16 protein-coding genes are annotated in these 21,719 nt (G+C 63.6%); 7 read left to right on the top strand and 9 right to left on the bottom strand.

Annotation, left to right across the window (positions count from 1 at the left end):
• Window positions 1-160: 160 nt before the first annotated feature.
• Window positions 161-418, bottom strand: coding sequence for a hypothetical protein (locus BV071_RS18020; protein ID WP_035610235.1), 258 nt, complete (start codon window positions 416-418; stop codon window positions 161-163).
• 492 nt (window positions 419-910) lie between these two features.
• On the opposite strand from BV071_RS18020, the gene BV071_RS18010 reads away from it, so the two are divergent.
• From BV071_RS18010 to BV071_RS17990, 5 genes are all read left to right on the top strand, one after another.
• Window positions 911-1,345 carry a GNAT family N-acetyltransferase gene (locus tag BV071_RS18010; RefSeq protein WP_035610230.1) on the top strand — a complete coding sequence of 145 codons (435 nt, stop codon included), beginning with the start codon at window positions 911-913 and terminating at the stop codon, window positions 1,343-1,345.
• Between the two features lie 81 nt (window positions 1,346-1,426).
• Window positions 1,427-2,545 carry a sialate O-acetylesterase gene (locus BV071_RS18005; protein WP_052573524.1) on the top strand — a complete coding sequence of 373 codons (1,119 nt, stop codon included), beginning with the start codon at window positions 1,427-1,429 and terminating at the stop codon, window positions 2,543-2,545.
• 74 nt (window positions 2,546-2,619) lie between these two features.
• Window positions 2,620-3,483, top strand: coding sequence for a hypothetical protein (locus BV071_RS18000; RefSeq protein WP_265594573.1), 864 nt, complete (start codon window positions 2,620-2,622; stop codon window positions 3,481-3,483).
• A gap of 63 nt (window positions 3,484-3,546) precedes the next feature.
• On the top strand, window positions 3,547-4,113 hold the full coding sequence (locus BV071_RS17995; protein WP_035610226.1) for a ribonuclease H-like domain-containing protein: 567 nt from the start codon (window positions 3,547-3,549) through the stop codon (window positions 4,111-4,113).
• A 464-nt stretch (window positions 4,114-4,577) separates the two neighbouring features.
• Complete coding sequence (locus tag BV071_RS17990) at window positions 4,578-8,891, top strand: LamG-like jellyroll fold domain-containing protein (protein ID WP_081886073.1); 4,314 nt, start codon at window positions 4,578-4,580, stop codon at window positions 8,889-8,891.
• A 116-nt stretch (window positions 8,892-9,007) separates the two neighbouring features.
• Here BV071_RS17990 and alr read toward each other — a convergent pair whose 3' ends face one another.
• The 5 genes from alr to BV071_RS17965 form a co-directional block, all read right to left on the bottom strand.
• Window positions 9,008-10,105, bottom strand: coding sequence for an alanine racemase (gene alr / locus BV071_RS17985; RefSeq protein ID WP_035610221.1), 1,098 nt, complete (start codon window positions 10,103-10,105; stop codon window positions 9,008-9,010).
• Window positions 10,106-10,145: 40 nt separating this feature from the next.
• Window positions 10,146-10,505: a hypothetical protein gene (locus BV071_RS17980; RefSeq protein WP_265594572.1), complete on the bottom strand. Its 360-nt coding sequence runs from the start codon at window positions 10,503-10,505 to the stop codon at window positions 10,146-10,148.
• Between the two features lie 115 nt (window positions 10,506-10,620).
• Window positions 10,621-10,881, bottom strand: coding sequence for a hypothetical protein (locus BV071_RS17975; protein ID WP_035610217.1), 261 nt, complete (start codon window positions 10,879-10,881; stop codon window positions 10,621-10,623).
• Window positions 10,882-10,890: 9 nt separating this feature from the next.
• Entirely contained in the window at window positions 10,891-12,399 is a 1,509-nt protein-coding gene (locus BV071_RS17970) for a tryptophan 7-halogenase (protein WP_035610214.1), read from the bottom strand.
• A 22-nt stretch (window positions 12,400-12,421) separates the two neighbouring features.
• Window positions 12,422-13,999: an FAD-dependent oxidoreductase gene (locus BV071_RS17965; RefSeq protein WP_265594571.1), complete on the bottom strand. Its 1,578-nt coding sequence runs from the start codon at window positions 13,997-13,999 to the stop codon at window positions 12,422-12,424.
• A 64-nt stretch (window positions 14,000-14,063) separates the two neighbouring features.
• Between BV071_RS17965 and BV071_RS17960 the strand changes: the two genes are divergently transcribed.
• Window positions 14,064-14,846: a class I SAM-dependent methyltransferase gene (locus BV071_RS17960; protein ID WP_035610210.1), complete on the top strand. Its 783-nt coding sequence runs from the start codon at window positions 14,064-14,066 to the stop codon at window positions 14,844-14,846.
• 485 nt (window positions 14,847-15,331) lie between these two features.
• Here BV071_RS17960 and BV071_RS17955 read toward each other — a convergent pair whose 3' ends face one another.
• The 3 genes from BV071_RS17955 to BV071_RS17945 are packed head-to-tail and all read right to left on the bottom strand — an operon-like array spanning window position 15,332 to window position 19,181.
• Window positions 15,332-16,030, bottom strand: a complete 699-nt coding sequence (locus tag BV071_RS17955; RefSeq protein ID WP_052573523.1) for a sigma-70 family RNA polymerase sigma factor — start codon at window positions 16,028-16,030, stop codon at window positions 15,332-15,334.
• Between the two features lie 15 nt (window positions 16,031-16,045).
• The gene (locus tag BV071_RS33225) at window positions 16,046-18,790 is read right to left on the bottom strand and encodes a serine/threonine-protein kinase (RefSeq protein WP_265594570.1); all 2,745 of its coding nucleotides are present in this window, start codon (window positions 18,788-18,790) and stop codon (window positions 16,046-16,048) included.
• 43 nt (window positions 18,791-18,833) lie between these two features.
• The gene (locus BV071_RS17945) at window positions 18,834-19,181 is read right to left on the bottom strand and encodes a VOC family protein (RefSeq protein WP_035610207.1); all 348 of its coding nucleotides are present in this window, start codon (window positions 19,179-19,181) and stop codon (window positions 18,834-18,836) included.
• A gap of 216 nt (window positions 19,182-19,397) precedes the next feature.
• Between BV071_RS17945 and BV071_RS33220 the strand changes: the two genes are divergently transcribed.
• Window positions 19,398-21,605 carry a YXWGXW repeat-containing protein gene (locus tag BV071_RS33220; protein WP_052573521.1) on the top strand — a complete coding sequence of 736 codons (2,208 nt, stop codon included), beginning with the start codon at window positions 19,398-19,400 and terminating at the stop codon, window positions 21,603-21,605.
• The last annotated feature ends 114 nt before the right edge of the window (window positions 21,606-21,719 follow it).

The following is a 21,719-nucleotide window of genomic DNA, read 5'->3' as shown; positions in this document are numbered from 1 at the left end:
TGGCTTCCGGCCCTCAATCGCCGCGATGACTGCGGCGCAGTCGAAGCGCACGGACGACTCAAACAGAGAAAACCCCCGCTTGCCGCAGCAAGCAGGGTTGAGGGTGTTGGAATTCCGGCAGGCAGCCGGTTCATTCCCCCGATGCAGGCGGAGGGGTATCCTAGCGAACTGCCTTCACGCGGAAAAAGCGATGACTTGAACTGCCAAGATACTCGCCCGGCGCTGCTGGTGCCCAGTTCTCGGCGTCCGCACTGGTCTCAATGCTCACGTCATACCGACCATCGGCCACAGCTGGAATGAGCACGGGTTGTGACGTCATCTCTTCGGCCTTCTTGGTGATTCGCAGCGTGACTGTCAGTCCGTCACCCTCGGGGGTCCCATAGGGAGGCAGGAACACCTGAGTCACTCCGGTCATCATCACATTCTTTTGGACGATGTCGGTGGCTTGCCGCCTGGAATGTAGAGTTTAGGTTTCGCGCCACCACTCGCCAGGGTGAATTCCAGATTCCGAGACCCACTCCCTCCAAGGATGCCAACCACCTGAACGATGTCAGTCGGCTGGACTGCAACCGTGGTATTGTTTTGGCTGAGAAGGACGTACTCAGAGCCAGTGAGCTTCGTGACTGCGAGCGAAGCTGCGATGATGAGGGGGAGTTTCTTCATGGTGCCCAGTCCGTATCCGCCGCCACCGCAGGATGCGAGAACGAAGCGCCGCACCCTTGCGAGAGCCTGGCGGTCATTGTTAGGCAGCTGCTCCTGATCGCTTATAGCGAAGGTCGGCCCAGCTCAGCTTCGCGTATTGCTCTTTGTGCTTCCTTGTCTCCACGGTCCAGCTCCTTATAGGCGGTAGGTCGCGGGTTCGATACCCGCCGTCCCTACCTCGTCCGCTCCGCCTCAATTCTGTTAGTTCATGGCAGCTCTGATCCGCCCCTTCGCCGAAGCTGACACTGCTGCCCTCGCCGCCCTCCTCGGCGAGCTCGGCTATCCCACCACGGCGGGTGAGCTGCGCGGGCGGCTCGCCCAGCTTGGCAGCCACCATCACACTCTGGTCGCCGAAGCTCCCGATGGCGGTGCGATCACCGGCTTCATCGGCTTGATGCGCGTCGCCACCTACGAGCACTCCGCGCCGATCGGCTACATCCTTGCCCTTTCGGTCAGCTCCTCTTCCCAAGGCCAAGGCATCGGCAAGGCCTTGGTCAGCGCTGCCGAAGATTGGTTCCGCGCCCAAGGCATCCACGAAATCCGCGTGAACAGCGGCCTGCAACGTGAAGGTGCCCATCGCTTCTACGAGGCGGCGGGGTTCACCATCACGGGCCATCGTTTCCGCAAGCGCCTCACGCTCTGAGGCGAGGGACAAGCAGCGCCTTGAGTGCTGGCCTTCCTGCCTTGGATCGCCTAGAGTGTCCGGTGGAACTGTCCGCCATTCATGAGAGCGCTCTTCATCCTCCTTTGCCTCGCTACCGCGGCTGCGGGAGAAGGCATCGTGCTTTCCTCGCCCTGCGATTACCAGGTGATCCAGCGCAAGACGAAGGACTCGGGCACCGTCTCGATCTGCGGCAACCTGATCGACTTCAAGGACCAGGTCCCGCTTGTCGAAATCCGCGTGATCCGGGCAGATCAAACCGGCGAGTGGCAGCCCCTAACAGGCGGCGCCAAGTCGGGTGCCTTCTGCACCACGCGCGATCTCCCGGCAGGTGGCTGGTACCGCATCGAAGCCCGAGCATCGATTGATGCCCACGTCGTCGCGGAGACCGCCACCGAGCACTTCGCCATTGGCGAACTCTTCGTCATCGCCGGCCAATCAAACTCCGCGAACTACGGCGAGGAAAAGCAGGACACCGCCACCGGCCTGGTCGCCAGCTTTGATGGCCAGTGCTGGCAATTGGCCAAGGATCCACAAGCCGGGGCCAGTGGTTCCGGCGGCAGCTTCATGCCGCCCTTGGGCGATGCACTGGCCAAGCGCTTCGGCGTGCCAATCGGCTTCGTGCCCTGCGGCATCGGCTCGACCAGTGTCCGCGAATGGCTGCCCGCCGGCATCCCCTTCCCCAACCCGCCCACTCGCGTCGAGCGGGTGAAACAAGAGCCCGACGGCCAATGGAGCAGCGATGGCAAGGCCTTCACCGCGCTCGTCGCCCGCATCAAAGCCTGTGGCACCCTGGGTCCGCGCGCGATCCTCTGGCATCAAGGCGAGAGCGATGCCAACCAAGCCGATCCCACAAACACCTTGGCCGGAGACCTCTACCGCCAGTATCTCGAAACGATCATCCGCGAATCACGGAAGGCCTCCGGCCACGAGCTCCCGTGGTTTGTCGCTCAAGCCAGCTACCACAATCCCGGCGACGAAGGTTCTCCGGACATCCGCGCTGCCCAGGCTTCCTTGTGGAAGGATGGGATCGCGCTGGAAGGCCCTGACACCGATTCCCTCAAGGGCAGCCTCCGCGAGAACAATGGCAAGGGCGTGCACTTCAGCAGCGAGGGACTCCACCAACACGCCTCGCTGTGGGAACAGAAGATCAGCCCATGGCTGGAGCAGCAGCTGAAGTGAGCAAGGAGGCAGCTCTTTCTTTACCTTCGATTTACACCGCATCCTCCTTCATTTGTGATACACCGGATCGAACAATGAAACGGTGTCCAATATCCTTCCTCATCCTCGCCGGGGCTTGTTGCGTGACGGGAGCAAGCGCGGAAGACCCGTCCCTCCTAGCCGCTGAGAAAACTTGGATCTGGCCTCCGCAAGGTTACGAAGCGGATGTCTCGGCGGACGCAGAGGAATTCAAGATCGACCTGAAAGCTCCCTCCGATTGGGAGCTGCGGACCACGGAAGGAAGACCGGTCTCCACAATCTCGGCCGCGACACCGATTCCAAGCATTTCCCTGGTTGCCAAGGCAGACAGTCCGCAGGAAATTCGTCTGACCTTGGTCCCGGGGGAGCCCGACGAAAAGTCCACCAGCCGGCCCGTGAAACTGGATGGAAAAAACGTGGGAAGCCTTGAATTCCCCGAGCCCCTGGTAGCGCGATTCCACATCCTCCGCACGGCGCTAAAGCCCTTGGGCGATCGGTTTCAAGTTACGATCGACCGCCCTTTGCGAGAGGTGCAAGATGCTAACAGCAACCAGATCAATGTGCCGCCGGATGTCAATTGGCTAGGGCATACCGTGATGAGCACCTTCGACGGACGGTTCGCGAGCTATAGCAGCGCCGAGCCTGTAATCCTCAACGCGAAGCTGCGCGAGCGGAAGCCCAAGACTTATAGCGAAGCATTGGACGCCTTCGGGCCCGCCTTCATACACCCGCTGTCGGGAATCGGCTTCTGGGAGTGGCACTTCGACGACGGCCAATTTTGCCGGGCCATGGGAAGCCCGGTAGGCGGTTTGGGGCAGGCGATCCAGCTCGAGATCCAAGAGGACCTTCGCCAGAAGGCTCCTAGCATCACCAAGCCCGCCCCTGCCGCGGATCCAGCTACTCCCCTTCCATCGCGCTGAGCTTACCTTCCTTTTCTCCCTCGGAAGTTGCCCCGCGCGGGAAAGGCCGTTTACCCTTCCCGCGTGTCCGGCAAGAACATCGTCTACTTCGACCTCGAGACCCAGCGCAGCTTCGGCGATGTCGGTGGCTCGGCCCACAAGGACAAGATGGGGATCTCGGTCGCCGTCACCTATAGCACCACCCGCGGCGGCTACCGGATCTATGGCGAGAGCGATGTCGATGCGCTCGTCGATGAGCTGGTCCGCGCCGACCTCGTCGTCGGCTGGAACCACGTCGAGTTCGATTACCCCGTCCTCCAGGGCTACACCATCCGCGACTTGCCCGCGCAGACGGTGAATTTGGACATGATGCTCGACCTGCAGGAGAAACTCGGCTTCCGCATGAAGCTGGATTCCGCCGCCTCAGCCTGCCTCGGAACCGGCAAGTCCGCCGATGGTCTCGACGCACTCCGCTGGTGGCAGGAGTACAAGAAGACCGGCAATACCGAGCCGCTGATGAAGATCGCCGAATACTGCGCCTTCGATGTGAAGGTCACCAAGTGCGTCCACGAGTACGCCTTGGCCAACGGCCACATCAAATACCAAGACCGCGGTGGCCAAGCCCAGGAAGTCGCCGTGGGCTGGCAGTAAAATTTCCGCTCCAAGCGGGTGAGGCTCAGCCCACCACGCCGATCATTCCCAGCACGCCCCACACGGCCTTCACGAAGAAGGCGATCAGGAGGATCAGGAAGACGTAGACGCTGACGTCGATCTGCTTACGGGTCATGGCGCGGCGGTTTTAGGGCCGCCCGCCTTGCCGTGCCAAGGAGATTCGGGCGCATTCGTGTGCGAAAATGATGCGCTCGTCGCCGCTCTTCACCTAGTGATATCACGCAATTGATGTGTCGAACTGTTTGAAGCAGTGGACTTTCCGAAGGTTTGGAAAATATTCCCGTCATACCCATCGCGGTTTTGAAATATAAATTGCGTTTGAACCGGCCGCTCCTAGCGTCCCGCCCGTTACCCCCGGAGCGACCCATATCTTCAGGCCCCGCGACCAATTGGAACCCGTGCGGAGTCTTGGATAGAGCCCCGGTGACGAACCTGACGAACCCATGAGATCCAGAAATACCGTTCGCGGTGCGCTCGTGCGCGCCGCCTTCATGGTCGGCTGCCTGAGCACCTGTGCTTCCGCAATCGACGTAGCTGGCTCGCTGCTCATTGACCTCGACGCAGCGGACTACAACACGACTGATGGCATTTGGCCCCAGCACTCCTTGACCGGGATTCAGGGCAGCTTTGCCAAGCAGGCCACTGGCACGCCCCAACTCGAGACCATCGGCGGCAAGCTCGCCCTCGTGCTGGATGGCGATGGTGACTATCTCCAAGGCCCGAACACCACTGCCGCCCTGCACGGCGCGAATGCAACGCACTCGGTGGAATACTGGGCCTTCCAAGGCCAGATCCGCCCGGAAGAAGCGGTGCTCTCCTGGAGCCGTCGCGAAGGTCCGAACGGCACTTTTGCCGGCTTCCGCTATGCCACCAATCCCGACTTCGGTGCGGCTGCCCGTTGGGGTCCGCCCGATATGGGCTTTGCGGGTGGAGCTCCCGCCGCCGGCCAGTGGCACCATATCGTGGTGACCTATGACGGCACGACCCAGCGCATCTACGTGGACGGCGTACTCAATGCTTCCGAAGCCGCCAGCTTGGACGCCAAAGACGGATTCCCGATCTGGATCGGCACCGAGCGCAATAACAACGGCGACGACGCCGGCCGCTTCTTCCAGTTCTCCGGAGCGATCAGCAAGGTCCGCATCCACAGCGGCGCATTGACGGACGCGCAGGTGCTCAACAACTACAACCTGGAAGTCGGCGCCCATCCCGGTGTCGTCGCCTCCACCCTGCCGCGCCCGCCGATCCACCGCTGGTCCTTCAGCGAGGCTGCTGGTGCGGCTCCGGAAGGTTCGGTCGTAAAAGACAGCCTCGGTGGCCTGACTGGCGTGATCAAAGGCAACGGTGCCACCTTCACCGGTACTGGCATCACCCTGCCTGGCGGGGCCGCCGCCACGCTGCCCGCCTACGTGGACTTGCCAAACGGCCTGATCTCGAAGAACCAGCGCGTCAGCATCGAGATCTTCTCCACCCAGACTGGGACACAAGCCTGGAGCCGCCTGATGAGCTTCAGTAACTCCACCATCGGGGAAGTGAATACCGCGGGGAACACTCCCGGGTTCAACGGTGCTGAGGACATCTCCGTCTTCGCGAACTCCGATGTGAATCCCGACTACCGCCTTGAACGCCTCGGCGGCACGATGAGCAACGGCGCTGCCGTGCGCATCTCGGAAGGTGCCACGGTGCTCAACACCCAGCTCCACCACGTCGTGGTCTTCGATCCCGACTTTAAGGAGTGGCGCATCTACCGCAACGGCTACCTAATGGAGACCCTGCCGGAAACGCAGGGCCCGAGCAGCATCGAGGACGTCAACAACTGGCTCGGCCGTTCCGAGTATGGTTCCGACAACGGCTGGCAAGGCACCATCAATGAGTTCCGCGTCTACAACTACACGCTCACCGAAAGCCAGATCCGCGGCAACACCGTGGCAGGCCCCGACTCGCTGAATCTCGCTGGCACGGCGGACTCCTTCACTTGGGTCCCCACCGCAGGCGGCACCTTCGCCTTCAACAACGCGGGTGGCCAGGACAACTGGGATCCCGGCACCAGCTTCCCGGATGCCACCGGCGTCTTCGCCAACCTCGTCAGCAACATCACCGGCGATCAGACGGTCCCGCTCAATACTACGATCACCGTAGGTGCGCTGACCTTGGGCGACACCGATGGTTCCAACAAGTTCACGGTCACTGCCGGCACCGGTGGTGTGCTGGAGATGAATGCAGGCACCGGCTTCTCGGCCTCGCTCAATCAATCGTCCAACAGCGCCGCGAATGAGATCTCCGCGCCGCTCGCCTTGGTCTCCAATACCGAGCTTGCCAACACCAACTCGGCCAACGCGTTGACCCTCTCCGGAACCATCTCCGGCGCGGGCAACCTCGCGAAGGGCGGCTTCGGTGCGATCAACCTGACCGGTGACAACTCCGCCTATGCGGGTAATATCGCCCTCAGCGGCGGTGTCCTCAGCATCGGCATTGGCGGCACCACGGGCAGCCTTGGCACTGGCACTGTGACCATGACGGATGAGGGCACCTTGGTCTTCAATCGCTCCAACGCTAGCACGGTGGCCGCGAATATCACCGGCCCTGGCCTTACCCGCTTCATCGGCACCGGCCCGGTGACGACCACCGGCACCATCACCACGAGCGGCCAGATCAATGTGAGCACCGTCTCCACGGTGATCAACCACGGCACGGTGAACAATGGCTTCTTCACTGCCATCGAAGGCAGCCTGGTCATGGATCAGGCCAACACTTCCTGGGTCACCGGCGACTTCAACGTCGGCGACGTGCAGGCTGGCTTCAGCAACCTGCTCCTGAGCAATGGCACCGTGGATGGCACTGCCATCTTCGCCGGCAAGAGTGTCGGCACCTCGGGCGTCATCGTCCAGACCGGCGGCACTTTGGTCGATCGCGCGGGTGGCTCCGACAGCCGCATCGGCGGTGCGAATGCCGGAGGCGCCGGCGCATGGGGCGCGCTCCGGATGACCGGCGGCGTGCTGAACAGCAGCGGCAACTTCCAGATCGGTGCCTTCGGTACCGGCGTCATGGAAGTGGAGAACGCCACCGCCAACTTCAACGGGGGCTTCCCGGTGATTGCCCGCTACGTGGACGGCACTATCTCCAGAAGCCGTGGTCTTCTCGATGTCCGCGCCGGTGGTGTGGTGAATCAGACCCAAGGCGGCGGCATCCGCCTGATCGTCGGTGAAAGCGGCAACGCCAACCTGAACATCCGCAATGGCGGCACGGTCAACTTGACCGGCGGTCTGCTGGTGGGGTCCACCAACGAAGGGATCGGTAATGGCATCGTCAACTTGATGACGGGCGGCGTCCTGAGCACGCAGCTCATCAATCAGGGAGGCACCACTGCCGATGCTCAAGGCGTGTTCAACTTCCACGGCGGCACGCTCCGCGCACGGGGAGACCAGGCGGAGTTCATGAACAACGTCGACCGCGCTTACATCTACTCGGAAGGCGCGATCATCGACACGAATGGCTTCGCCATCGGCAGCACTCAGACCTTCGACGATCCCACCGGCAGCGGTGTGGCCACCATCCCGGTCCTCAATGGTGGCTTCGGCTACCTCGCTCCGCCGTACATCGAGCTTACCGGCGGCGGCGGCACCGGTGCCACGGCGATCGCCAATATCTCCGGCGGTGCCGTCACCAGCATCACCGTGACCAATCCGGGCGTCGATTACACTTCGGCTCCGACGCTGAACATCATCGGCGGCGGTGCGGGTTCGAACTTGTCCACCGTGGCACCGACCCTCGCGGCGAATACCGCGGGCTCGCTCACCAAGACCGGTGCAGGCAGCTTGTCGCTCAACTCGGCTAGCTTCTACACCGGCCCGACCCTGGTGAACCAAGGCACGCTGGCTGTGAACGGCGACCTTTCGCTCGCAACAGGCAACGTGACAGTGGCCACTGGTGCCACCATCGGCGGCAACGGCACCATTGGCGGTAATCTCACTGTAAGCGGTGCGATCAATCCGGGCCGCGTCGAAGCGGGCCAGACCACCGGTCAGCTGGCGGCGATTGGCGGCCTGACGATGAATCCAGGCTCCAGCCTGGTCATTGACATTAATGATGCCCAGACACCCCCCAACGATACGTTGACGGCAGGTACTCTGAACCTCACGGGTGTCTCCTTGGTCGTGAATCTGACCGGGGTGGCCACTCAGTTGCCTTACACGATTGCCACCTTCAACAACCGCATCGGCACCTTCGCCTCGGTCCCGGCTGGCACCACGGTGAAATACAATCCCACCAGCATCGAGATCACCGCGGTGGGCACGCCGTTCCAGAACTGGATCGCCGGCTTCTTCCCCGGTGTCACTGATCAGAACATCGTCGGCCCCACCGCCGATCCGGATGGCGATGGCCAATCGAACTCGGTCGAATACGCGCTCGGTGGCACGCCGAACAACGGTGCTGCGAATGCGCGCGTCTATCCGCTCGCTGCTGACAGCGATGTGGATGGCGACACCAATCGCGAGAGCCTGCTGACGATCGCGGTGCTGCAAGGCACCCCGGCCTTCACCGGCACCCCGACGACGGCGACCCAGAACGGTTACACCTACACCATCCAAGGCAGCCTGCTGCTCAACGGCTTCAACGATCCGGTGAGCGTGGTTCCGACTCCGGTGACCACCGGCCTGCCGGTCGCACCCGCCGGATACGAGTATCGCACTTTCAGCCTGAACGGCTCGAACGGCCTGCCTTCGAAGGGCTTCTTGCGCGTGAACGTTACTCCTTGAGTAAGCTCACCCGCGGATCCCGCTAATACCATTCAAGCCCCGGGCGCTCCCAGAGTGCCCGGGGTTTTTCTTTGTCAGGAGAGTGGTTTTGAAAGCCGCTCTCTCCCCGAAGCAACTCACACGTACACTCGCACCACCCGCGGCGTGATGCCGGTGAGAATCTCCCACGCGATGGTGTCCGCCTTGGCCGCGACCTCATCCACCCGGATATTCGGGCCGAACATCTCAACCTCGTCGCCCTCGGCCACCTCACTGTCCGTCACATCGACCATCAACTGGTCCATCGTGACCCGCCCCAACAAGGGGAAGCGGCGACCGCGGATAAAGGCCTCCGCCCCATGCCCGGAGACATGCCGCGGATAGCCATCACCATAGCCGATCCCGATCGTGGCCACCCGTGTGGGCTTGGCCGTGACAAAGGTCCGCCCGTATGAAACCGCATGACCCGCCGGCAAATCACGGACCAAGGTCACCCGCGACTTCAGGCTCATCACGTTCTTGAGCTGCGCCGGATGCGTCGCCAGCGGCGAGACGCCGTAGAGCATCAGGCCCGGCCGCGCCAGGTTGCAGTGCTCCCGACCGTATCCCAATAGCCCTGCACTGTTAGAAAGATGCCGCCACGCGAAGCGCTCCGCGCCACCGAGCGATTGCAGGATCTCCGCGAACTTCGCGATTTGTCCAAGCGTGAACTCTTCGTCCTCGTCGGCGGAGGACAAGTGCGAGCCGATACCCTCGATCTCCAGATTCGGGAGGCCTTCTATCTCATTGAGGATCGCCGGCAAACCCTCCGCGACGAAGCCGCCGCGGCCCATTCCGGTATCCACCGAGATGTGCACCTTCAGGCGGGACTTGTGCATGAAGGCGAGACTGTTGAAATGCCGCGCTTCATCCAGCGACGAGATGCACGGCGTCCAGCCGCGGGCGACAATCTCCTGCCGCTCTTCCGCCCAAGTGGCCCCCAGCAGATAAATCCGCGTGGTCACGCCCGCCTCCGCGATGCGCCGCGCCTCGCCGACATTCGCGACGCCGAAGAAGACTACCTCTTCCTCCGCCAGTGCGCGGGCGATCTCTTCCAAACCGTGGCCGTAGGCACCGGCCTTCACCACGGCCATCACCGCGCAGCCAGCGGACTCACGGGCCGTGTGCAGGTTTTCACGGAGTGCGGATAAATCGATCTCCGCCCAAGCGCGGGGCGGTGAAGGCGGCGGATTCACGCCGCGAGCAAACTCCTGCCCCCCGCCGCGGGCAAGCCCTTCAAGGCTTCGGCAGGAAGAAAGCGATCAGCAGCCCCGCCACGACCGGGGTGATCACCAGCTGCAGGATCCCCGCTATCATCGCCGCATCGCTCCAGTGTTGCTTGCGCCAAGCCGGATCCGAGTCGCAACTCGCCACCCAACCGACGAAGAGGCAACAGAAGACAAAGAGCAGGAAAAAGACCACCAGGAACACGATCGCGGAGACCGTGGCGGAAAGCGGTAGTGGCGGAAAACCACCGTTGAAGCCCCAGTACAGCCCCGCCGCGGCGATTCCCGGGACCACCATCGGCATGTAGACAAACCAACGCCGGGCCGTAACCGCAGGCCCACGATGCTCAGGACGATAGGGCTCGTCCATTTCCCTCGGATTGATCTCCATTCCTTCCGGGCTTCAGGCAATCTACGTCCTCTCTGACTCCGGCGGAAGGTCCTCTATTCATGTGCCCTGAGCGGAACACCAAATACATCCCCGGCTAAATCCAAAGAATGAAGAGATAAGTCTGGTAGATGATGACCGCGAGCAGCGACTGGATCAGCAGGTTTCCAACCGTCGCCCAGATCATGAGGGCTCTGCGCCCACCCTCCGGGCCTTCCGTGGAGGCAATCAGCCAGCCGTTGAAGGCCGAACTTCCCGCCAGGACCAGCAGGAAGCACACAATATGAATCCGAGTGCGGGTCACGGAGAAATCCCCGAAGGAGAAGTCATCCGGGAGGTATTTCCAGAGGTAGGCCAAGCCGTTCGCTCACGGAAACGGCACCCGCGGCTCCGGCTTCATGGATCGCCGCGCCGCGCCGATGCAGAGCTCCGGTGCTACCGCTTGCTTGGCGAGCACGCGGCGCTGATCGCAGATCGACTGCCACACCTTCTTCTCCTCAGCTGGGATCTCCGGATGACGCCGGAAGGGCACGCCCAAGCCGAGAAGAGCGCCAATCCACGAGTCGATGCCAACAGCCCCAGGCCACGCGGGCAGGAAGTTCGAAAGCAAATTCGTCGGTCCGATGCCCTGGTAGAGATCCACCAGCGCGGCACAAGAGTGCGGCTTTGCGGTGGCACGCGCCATCTGCCAGAAGGCGGAGTCGGAAGCGGTGTTGAATTCATAGTGCACCGCGTGGAAATCGCGGCACTCGTCCCAGGCCTCGCCCACCACCTTGTTGTAGTTGGTCTGGCAGGCCTCGCCGACATGACCGTCGGTCTCCGCTAGCAGGCGCATCAGCCAGTTGATCTGCAGCCCTAGCAGGCCCATGCGCAGCGAGGCCATGGGCGGCAGGAAGCCGCCGGCATCGCCGATGGCGAGCACCGGCCCGTCCCAAGCCTTGCCCAAGCGGCCGGAATTCCAATGCAACACCTGTGGCCCCAGCGTGGCGTCGCCGGCCTTGGCGAGCAGTTGGGCGATCGCCTCATCCTCGCTGATGTAGTCGGGATGGAAGGCCAGACCCATACCGATTGAGTCGTCGTGCTCGGTGCGCCAGCGCCAGCCGCAGTCCTGAGTCTCCAAGGTGGTGTAGGGACGGATCGGCTCGCTGCCGCGGCGGCGGCGCAGGGTCACGGCCCGCGTGCAGGGCGCGGCATCCGCGTAGGAGATCCAGTCGCTGTTGCCCGCCAGCCTGGCCAGCGGTCGGGCGCTGCCGCCCGCATCCACGAAGAGATCCGCGATGATCGCGGTGCCGTCATCGAAGCCCAGCTTGCTTTCGCTGCGGTCGAAGGAAGTCACCTTGACCGGCCGGATGGTGACGCCCAGTGCCTGGCAGGCCCGCAGCAGCAGGCCATCCAGCAGCTCCATCCGGAAGTTGAAGCCAGTGAGGTGCTCGAGCGGCTTGAAAGCATTTGCGCCATCCTTGGGGAAGAGCTTGCCCGCCGCCATCAGCGCGATCGGCACCGTGCAGAGGTCCATCCCGCTTTCCGCCGCCAGGAATCCCGGCTCGATGGAAAAGCCGGCAATGCCCTGGCTGAAGGTCTGGTCGAAGGAACGGTAGAAGCTGCCGCGCTCGCCCCAGAGACACTTGTAACCCAAAGTCCAGACCGGCCGGACATGGTTGTGGAGGTCCGAGCCCTGCAGGCCGAGCACGGCGCAGAGCTGCTGAATTACGGCAGGCGTCGTACTTTCGCCGGCGGGATCGGGAGCGCTTTCGCCGGGCTCACTCACCAGGATGACCGCCAGGCCGGGAAGCTGGCGCTTGAGGGTGGCGGCAGTAAGCAGCGCATCGGTGCCGGAGCCGGCGACGACGACCTGACGGACGGGAGAGGTTTTCATGGGCTTGTAGCAGGAAAGGGGTTCAGGTCCATTGCCAGGACGGGCGGCGGATCGCATCGAGCGCCTGGCGGACGCTCACGCCGGCCTTGGCCTGCGCGGCGAGCTTGTCGCGGTGGCGCTGGAAGCCGGCGAACTCTTCCGGCGAGAACAAATGCGGCGCGTAGTGTGGCACCTGCATGCCCACCAGCATGGCGAGGAAGCCTTCCACGCCGTAAATGTTCGGGCGTGCGGGCAAGGCTTGGACCAGCAGCATCGGGTTCGGACCCACCTCGGTGTAGAGGCGGTGCAGTTCCGCGTAGTTGCCGAGACTCGTGTTCTCCCGGCAGTGCTTCCAGAAGGGCGTGTCGAGCCGCGTATTGAACTTGTAGTGGTAAGCGAGGAAGTCGCGGATCTCATCCCAGGCAATTGCGGTCACCCGGTTGAAGCCCGCGATCATCGTCTCATCGAGCTTCGAGCCGGTCTGGCGCAGTGACTCCGCCAGCCAGCGGCATTCGAAGACGACTTGCGCCAAGGCGGTCGCTTCCAGCGGCTCGACAAAGCCGGAGGCATTGCCGATCGCCACCACATTGCCCACCCAGCTCCGCTCGTAGCGGCCGCTGCCGAAATTCACCACGCGGGTCTCGCCCGTGATCTTGGGGTTCTTCGCCAGGAACTCGGCGCGTGCCTCGTCATCGGAGACGAACTCGCTCGCATAGACATAGCCGCGGTTGATGAAGTTCTCGTGCTCGATCTGCCAGCACCAGCCGTGATCGTAGGTCTCTGCGGTGGTGTAAGGCAGGATCGGCTCATCCTCGCGCTGCCAGTCGCCGATCACCGCGCGGTCGCAGAACAGCGAACCCTTGTAGCTGATGAAGGGCTCCTGCAGCGCCTTGCCAATCAACTCGGCGCGGAAACCGGAGGCATCCACATACAGGTCCGCCGTGCGGGTGGCACCACTCTTGAAGTGCAGTGCGGTCACCTTGCCATCAGCGGTCTCCACGCGATCCAAGGTATCGTCTTCCAAGCTGACGCCATAGCGCTTGGCGACATCCTCCAAACAGGAGACCAGACGGTGGTTCTCGATGTGGAAGGCATACTGGCCCTTGATCACGGGCTTGCCGAGCGGACCGGTGGTGAAGGCCTTCTCGCGCGCCATGAGCGCACCGGCCTGAGAGAGGTCATGGCAATCGCCCGCGGCATAGAAGCCATTGGCCTTCGGCATCCCCTCGAAGCGCTGGTCATACTGGAACTCGAAGTCGTAGAAGAAATCCTCGCGCGGTCCCCACAGCAAACGGAGGCCCTGCTTCCAGGTCGGCTGGGCACCCGCATAGAACTCCTCCTTGGGAATCCCCAGAGTGTCAAAGATGTGAGCCGGGAAGGCGGCGGTGGTCCCCTCACCCACCCCGATGACGCCGATCTCCGAGCTGTAAACCAGCGAGACCTCGAGGTTCGGTTGCAGGCGCTTCAGGGTGAGCGCGGCGAGCAGTCCGGCGCTGCCGCCACCGAGGACGAGCACGCGTTGGACCCCTGCGGGGGCGGCGGATGGGTTTTCCGAGTGAGAGACCATGGGAAGATCTCCATGCCAGCGGAAGCGGCCCGCGGCATCAAGCGGAAGTACCACTTCCGGAGGGGATCCGCTCCGGCAGCTTGCGCCGACCGCCGGTCGGCACCACGGTCCCGCCGTTATGGCAGCACTCGATTCGCAGCAGCAACGTTCCGCCGCCCAATTCGACCGGCAGGCGGCCAACTACGGGAAAAAGCACATCCTGGCCGATACCCGCGACGTCGAGGCCCTGATTGACCTGATTCCGCTCCCGAACCGGCATGGAAAGGTCCTGGATGTGGCCACCGGTGGCGGTCACACCGCCTTGGCCCTGGCCAAGGCCGGCTACCAGCCGGTTTTGGGCGACCTGGCCCCCGCGATGCTGGAACATGCCAAGGCCTTGCTCGCCGGAGACGGCGTCCAGGCCGAGACCGCGCTCTTTCCGGCGGAGGAGATTCCTTTCCCCGATGCCAGCTTCCGTCTCGTCTCCTGCCGGGTGGCACCCCACCATTTCAGTGATGTGCCGGGTTTCGTTCAGGAGGCCCATCGGGTGCTCGAGCCGGGTGGCTACCTGATGATCATCGATGGCAGCCTACCGGACGACGATCCGGAAACCGCCGAGTGGCTGCACCAGGTGGAGAAGTTCCGCGATCCCTCGCATGGCCGCCTGCTCGACCGGCCGACTTGGTCGCGGATCATTGAGGAGGCCGGGTTTGAATTATTGCGGGCCGAGCTGGAGCCGATGAAGCAGCCCAACTTGGAGTGGTACTTCGAGGCGGCGGCTACCACCGAGGAGAACCGTGAGCAGGTCCGGGAGCTGATCCGGACCGCCAGCCCGCATGTGCGCGAGGCGATGGAGCTTGAGACAGAGGATGGTCCGGTGCGCTGGGTCTGGCAGCGGATCAGCCTGCTGGCCGTGAAGTAATTGTTAGAATGGATCGATTGATCCCACCCGGTCCCGCGAGCGGGTGGGATGTCGTCGGTCATTCAAAAGCCGCAAAGAGGAGTCCGGTTGAGAGGCCAAATGGCACGCGGATAGGGAGGACTTCGGTAGTGCAGCCCTTCGATGGGGCGCGCTGGCCTCAGGCTGCTGCGCTCGATCCGCGGGGATCACAAACTCTACTACGCTCTTGGTTGATCCCCACATCGCTCGCGGCGCGCTGAGGCCAGCGCGCCCTACCGAAAGGCAGCCTTAGCGGGAACCTTGGATCCTGTGGGGAAGCGAGGAGGTTGCGGACAGGAAGACTGTCTGAGGTTGCCGCACTCCCGGCCCCCTTTCAGGGGGCAATCCACTTTGAGACGAATCCCAGGGCTGCGCTATCGCTTGCCCTGGGCTTTCTCCCGGCCGCCCCCTTGGGGCTTTTGATCAAGCATGGTTTCACCGACTTCAGTCGGTAAGGCCCCCGGCTTCTAAGTCCTCACCCAGACTTCCACCAGATGGCGGAACTCGCCCGCGGCGTCGGCGGCATCGCTGGTGGTGGCGGCGATCTCGTCGCGGATCTTTTGGCGGAAGCGTTCGCGGAGGCGGTGGATGGCGACCTTGAGGGCGGTGGAGGAAAGGCCCAGGGCCTGCCCTGCTTCAACAGGATCACCGGGCGAGCCGCCATCGAGCCATGGGCGGAGGGTTTCGAAGTGAGCCACCTTGCCCGCGGCTTCCATCTCGGTGGCCAGGGCATCGAGGGCACGACGGATCAAGGCGAGGGCCCAGGCGCGGTCGAAGTCGAGGTCCCAGTCCGATGGAGTGCCTTCGATGGGCCCGTCTTCCAAAGGCAGGTGCTCTTCGCCACCGCCGCGCTTTTGTGCTGCATCGCGCTCGCGGTGGCGGAAGACGAAGTGCTTCACCGCCGCGAAGAGGTAGCTGCGGAAGCGGCCTTTTGTCGGGTCCGCCGCGCCGATGGCTTCGCGGCCTAACAGCTCTTCAAAGAAAGCGTGGGCCAAGTCCCGCGCCTTCGCTTCATCGCCGGAGAAGCGGCAGATGAACTGATGTACGGGATCGTAGTAGATGGCGCAGAGTTCGGAGAGAGCGATCCGCGCTTCCTCCCCGCGGCCCTGCGCCCGCCGGACGAGAGTCCAGCGGGTGGAGTGGAAGGAGCAGGAGGCATCGGGCATCGCTCGCGGGATTTGTCAGAGGGCCAAGGGCAGGTCGTCCAGCCGCCACTCGCCATCTTCAAGGATCATGTCCAGAGATCCGCCGCTGGTCGTGGTCTGGCGGAAGATCTTCTGGTGGTCCGGCCTGGGGTCTTGGTCGTCGTAGGACCTGATCAGACAGCGGACTCCGAGCCGCTCAATCACCATGTCCCAAGCATCGAGCCCATCGATTTTGGTCTTCCAGCGCTGGCTGAGGCTACGCTTCATCAGCTCCCTGTCGCCCGCCCTGACGGCATCGAAGAAGGTCCGCGCGGCGCCGTCGGGCGTCGAGAAATCAGGAACCACGACGAGGGGCGGCGGAGGAGGCAGCGGCGGCCCGAGAATGAGCTGGCGATCCGCTTCGGGATCGGGCCAGAGCGGCGTAACGAACATCAGCACAGCTCCCACCCAAGCCGTGCCGAGGGAGATTCCAGCCAAGGGAAAGCCCGCCCAAGCCGCGAGGATGGCAGCGAGGACCGCTACCGACATGATCGCGGGCGCGATCACCCATTCCCCGGATGCGTAATTCCGGGCGGACCAAGGATCCAAGCTGTCGAGGCTGAAAAGCAATGACGGCTTGATCGCGGTTTCCGCCGGCAAGGCTGGCGTGAGCCGCGCGGTAAAAGCAAGCCAGTGGCGCTGCCATTCCTTTCGGTCCGCTGCGAAGAATGAGATGCGGGCGGTTTTCACACCACCATCCCGGCCGGTCTCGCAAGTGATGCTGATGTTCTCGCGATACTCTCCCGCAGCCTCACGCAAGGCCCGGCGGACCGGGGATTCCTCACGCTCTACCGCGAGCTTGCGATCCAGCACTTCATCGAAGCGCAAAATCCTCTCCGAGCAAAAATAGGCCATGGGCCAGTGACCGTCGAAGCGCTTCGCGGCGACGAGGAAGGCAAGGGTCAGCCCCACCGAGAGCCATGCCACCGTGCGCCGCAAGCCGGAGCCGGGACGGCGGAGACCGGGCGGGAGCGCGGCCATGCGGAAGAGGAAGAGGGACGGAATGAAGGCCGCAGCATGCACCAACATCACCTTCGCAAGGAAGTCGCCCTTCCCGCCGAAGAGCGGGTAATCTTCCCGACCGGCGCGCACCGCGAAGGCGAGGCCGCCCGCCAGCAGCGGCAGCCAGACGAAGAAGAGAAGCAAAGCATGCCTGCCTGTTAGCGGCATGTGGCCCTTCTTCATCTTCCACAAGGCCCACCAGCCACCGGCGGCGCTGAGCGCAAGAGCGCAGAACCCCGGCACGATGGCAATGAAGAGGTAACCCTTCACCAGCCAACCGGTGCCAGTCAGCACCGCCCCGGCGATCAAGAGGCCAAAGGTCCAAGGAAGATGCCGGGGACGATCGGCATGGACGCCGACTGGATCGACGCGCCGGGCGGCGGGTGATCCGTCGACGATACCCTGCGAGCGTCGGGCCGCGCGGGATGAGGTACGAGTCGTGTAGTAGATCATGCCAGCCAGCAGCAGGACCGATAGGATCTTCATGAATCCCGGAGAGTACCCAAGCAAGGCCAAGACCGGCCACGCGACTGTCGCGAACTGCGCCAAGAGCAGCCCGCGGAGCGCTCCCTCCGAATCCTTGATGCGCACCCAAGACACGGCCCCCAGAACCATACCGGTGAGCGCGGGGGCCACCACCCCCACCAGGATCACCAAGAGATCCAAAGTGGTGAAGCTCTCCTTGTGGCCCGTGATACGGCCCAACATGAAGTGGCTCATGAGCGGCACGCCCAGAAGCACCGAAAAGGCGGTAGTCGCCGCGGCCGCGACCGCGGTCACCGAAGTCTTGGCTCGCGTCCCTGCAGGCAGCGGCGGCTCTGGAGCAACTGCGGTGACAGCGGCCCCTGACACATTGTTAGAAAACTCCTCGGCTTGCTGGTAGCGCTTCTCCGGTTGCTTCTCCAGCGAGCGGAAGACCACTTCATCCAAGCGCGGATCGCTGGCGGAGCGCTCACTGGGCGCGGGGAAGCGGCCCAAGGGCAACTCGCCGGTGAGCATCTCGTAGAGCACCACGCCGAGGCTGTAGAGATCCGCGCGGTGATCGACCGCGCGGGGATTCTCGATCTGCTCCGGTGCGATGTAGGCGGTGGTGCCCAGCGCCGCACCGGTCATGGTCAGAGTGACATCGCGGGGATTCTCTCCGGCCATGCGGACGATCCCGAAGTCCGCGACCTTCACCTTGCCGCGGGCATCCAGGAGGATGTTCTCCGGCTTGATGTCGCGATGCAGGATGCCGTGGTCGTGCGCATACTGCAGTGCGGAGCAGAGCTCGGGAATGATCGCGAGTGCCTGTGCCGGGGTGAAGCGCGCGGCCTGCATGGCCTGGCGCAGGTTCACGCCATCGACATACTCCATGGTCAGCCAGAAGAGGCCGCCGCTTTCGCCGAAGTCGTGGACGGCGACGATGTGCGGGTGGCTGAGCTTGGCCAGGGCACGCGCCTCGCGGGCAAAACGCTCGGCGAAGCCGGGATCGCGCTCGAGGCCGGGCAGGAGGATCTTAAGCGCAACCATTCGGTCGAGCTGCGGCTGGCGGGCCTTGTAAACCACCCCCATGCCGCCGCGGCCGATGCACTCCAGTATCTCGAATTGCGGCAGCGCGGCGCGGATCTCGTCGATCGAGGGCAGGCCGTGCGGCGGCGCTTCCTCACGCGCGCCCAGCAGGACGCAGGCGGGGCAGAGGCCGCCGGGGGCATCCGGCGGCAAAGGGCGATGGCAGGAGGGGCAGGTATTTTCAGTCACATCCTTACCTGACGGAATGTCCGGCAGCGGTTACGGAAATTCTTCAATGCCGCCGCTGGGTCATCATGAACTCGTTGCCCTCGGGATCGATGCACATCGCGAGGTGAAGGGGATCCTCAGGGGTGTCATTCGGCTCCGCGGTCAAGTCGCCGCCGCATTCCTTCAGGCGGGCGATGCCTTCGCGCAGGTCATCGAGCTGGAAGGAGAGGCCGGTCCAGGTGCGCTTGCCCTCGCCGCCGCCGTGGACGCCGATGGTGGCGCCAGCGATCACGATCTCGCTCCACACTTCCGACTGGAAGCTGATGGCGCCGCCGAACAGCTGCTCGTAGAAGCGCAGGCAGCGTTGGTAATCAGCGGCCCAGAGGACGTATTTCACTTTTTCGACCGTCATGGCGGCAGCATGACCCGGGGGTCGTGCAAGCGGCAATCTGCATCCGTGCAGATTGGTAAATCCCACGTTTGAAAGGAAGGCCCCCGCGCGTAGCATCTTATTGATCGTCTTGGGGTGGCAACGAGGAGGCCGGATGGCCGTGAAGATGCGATTGAATAAAGAGCCCGCGGCAGCCGTCTCTCGGGTAGTCCTTAAAATTCAAAGGGGGAAACCGCTATGAAACCAAAATACTTCTCCATTATCGGGGCCGCCGCCCTGCTCGCTGCGGCCAGCCCCCTACTTTACCCGACGACTGCGCATGCGCTCTCGACCGAGGTGCAGCCGAAGGAAGACGATGTGCAGATCCTGACGCGCGGGCCGGTCCATGAGGCTTTCGCCGAGGCGGTCACCTCGAAGCCGGAGCCCGGCTACATCGTCAGCAAGGCACCGCCCTCGCTGATCGAGGAATTGCCGCCCGAGCAGCAGTTGGAAGGCGACAATGTCACTTGGATCTCCGGCTACTGGGCTTGGGATGACGATACCAATGACTTTCTCTGGATCAGCGGCGTGTGGCGCAACATTCCGCCGGGCCGACAGTGGGTGCCCGGCTATTGGAGTGATCTGAAGGATGGCCGCTGGCAATGGGTCTCCGGCTACTGGGCGGACACCGCGGTGGCCGATGTGGAATACGTCGGTGAGTCCCCGCCCCAATCGCTCGACGCTGGTCCGAACACGGCTGCGCCGGATGAGGACTCGACCTGGGTGCCCGGCAACTGGCGCTATGCGGAAACCCGCTACGTGTGGAGCCCGGGCTACTGGAACGCGCTGCGTCCCGACTGGACCTGGGTGCCCTCCCGCTGGTGCTGGGCTCCGAGCGGCTACTACTACGTGGACGGCTACTGGGACTATGCGATCGCCAATCGTGGTGTGCTTTTCGCGCCGGCCTACTTCCGTAGCCCGGTGTGGGCTGATCCCGGCTACTGCTACACTCCCAGCGTGGTGGTGAGCCTGGGGGTCTTCGACAACCACTGCTGGTACCGTCCGAACTACTGTCACTACTACTTCGGCGACTACTACGGTCCCCGTTACAGCGACCTCGGCTTCTTCGTCTCCTATGGCTGGCACGGCCGCCGCGGCTGCTATGATCCGATCTGGGCGTACAACTACTGGGACCACCGGCATGACATCGGCTGGCGCAACCGGGTGGCCGATCGCTACAATTTCTTCCGCGACAATGCGGATGCCCGCCCCTTCCGGACTTGGGCCGGGATGCGTGACTTCCGCAATGACCGCTTCAGTGATGATCCGCGCAGCCGGAGTCGGCTCTTTGCCAGCACGCTGAACGGCTTTGCGCGCAATCCAGTGCGTGGTGAGCGCTTCCGGCAGTTGACGGCCGCAAACCGCGACCAACTGGTGGCCCAGCGCCAGCAGATGCGTGAGTTCACCCAGAACCGCCGCCAGATGGAAAGTGCGCGTCTCCGCCCGAATAATAACATCGCGGGTGGTGCCAATGCGAATAACCGCATGACGGTGCTGCGCGAGAATATGCGCCGCTCGCCGGTGAGCGGTCGCGATGTCAGCCAGATCGCGCAGAACCAAGCTCCGCCACGCCGACCGCTGGCCGCAGGGAATTCGGCCCGGGTCCGCCCGGAAGCGGTGGTGCGTCCGAACGCGGCAACTGGCCGGGACATCGCCCAGCGCATGCAGCAGAGCATGCGCCCGGGTGCTGGCAATGGTGCAGCGGCGCAGGCCAACCGCAACAATATCGCGGGCCGTCAGAATCTGAACCCACAGGCGAACCGCAACAACATCGCGGGCCGCCAGAATCTGAACCCGCTGGCGAACCGCAACAACATCGCTGGACGCCAGAACCTGAATTCGCAGCCGAACCGCAATCGCACACAGCCTAACATCGGCGGCACCGCGCAGCGGGAAAGCCAGGCAGCGAATGCGCAGCGCCGCCAACAGCAGGCACTGCAACAGCGCCAGGCCCAGCGCTCGCCGCAGGTGGCGCAACAGCGCCAGCAAGTGCGCCCGCAGCAGAATTCCATCGGCCGGACTCGTCCGCAGTTGGGCAATCCGCAACGGCAGATCCAGCAGCGGCAACAGCAGCAAGTGCGCCCGCAGCAACGGGTGGCACCTCAGCAGCGCCAATCGATCCAGCGTCCGCAAATCCAGCGCGCCGCACCGCAGCAGCGCCAGCAAGCGCGGCCACAATTCCAGCAGCAGGCTCGTCCGCAGCAACGGGTGATGCCGCAACGCCAATCAGCGCCGCGCATGCAGTCCCAGTATAGCCGTCCGTCGAGCAGTGTGCAGCGGCAGTCGATCTCGCGCCCGCAAGTCCAGCGCGCGGCTCCGAAACGGCAGTCGGTCTCACGTCCACAGGTTTCGCGCTCTTCCTCGACGCAACGGCAGTCGAGCCAGCAGCGGGGGAAGAGCCGGTGAGGCAGGCAATGAGGGAAGGTTCACTCAGCCGCGCGGAGTTATGCTTCGCGCGGCTTTTCTTTTTTGGTGGGAGTGTCTTCGCGTGAGCTTGGCCCTTTTGCGGCGCAGCCGCAA

Origin of the sequence: Haloferula sp. BvORR071 (assembly GCF_000739615.1) — a bacterium.
Taxonomy (GTDB): Bacteria; Verrucomicrobiota; Verrucomicrobiia; order Verrucomicrobiales; family Akkermansiaceae; genus Haloferula.
This window is presented reverse-complemented; position numbering and strand designations above follow the sequence as displayed.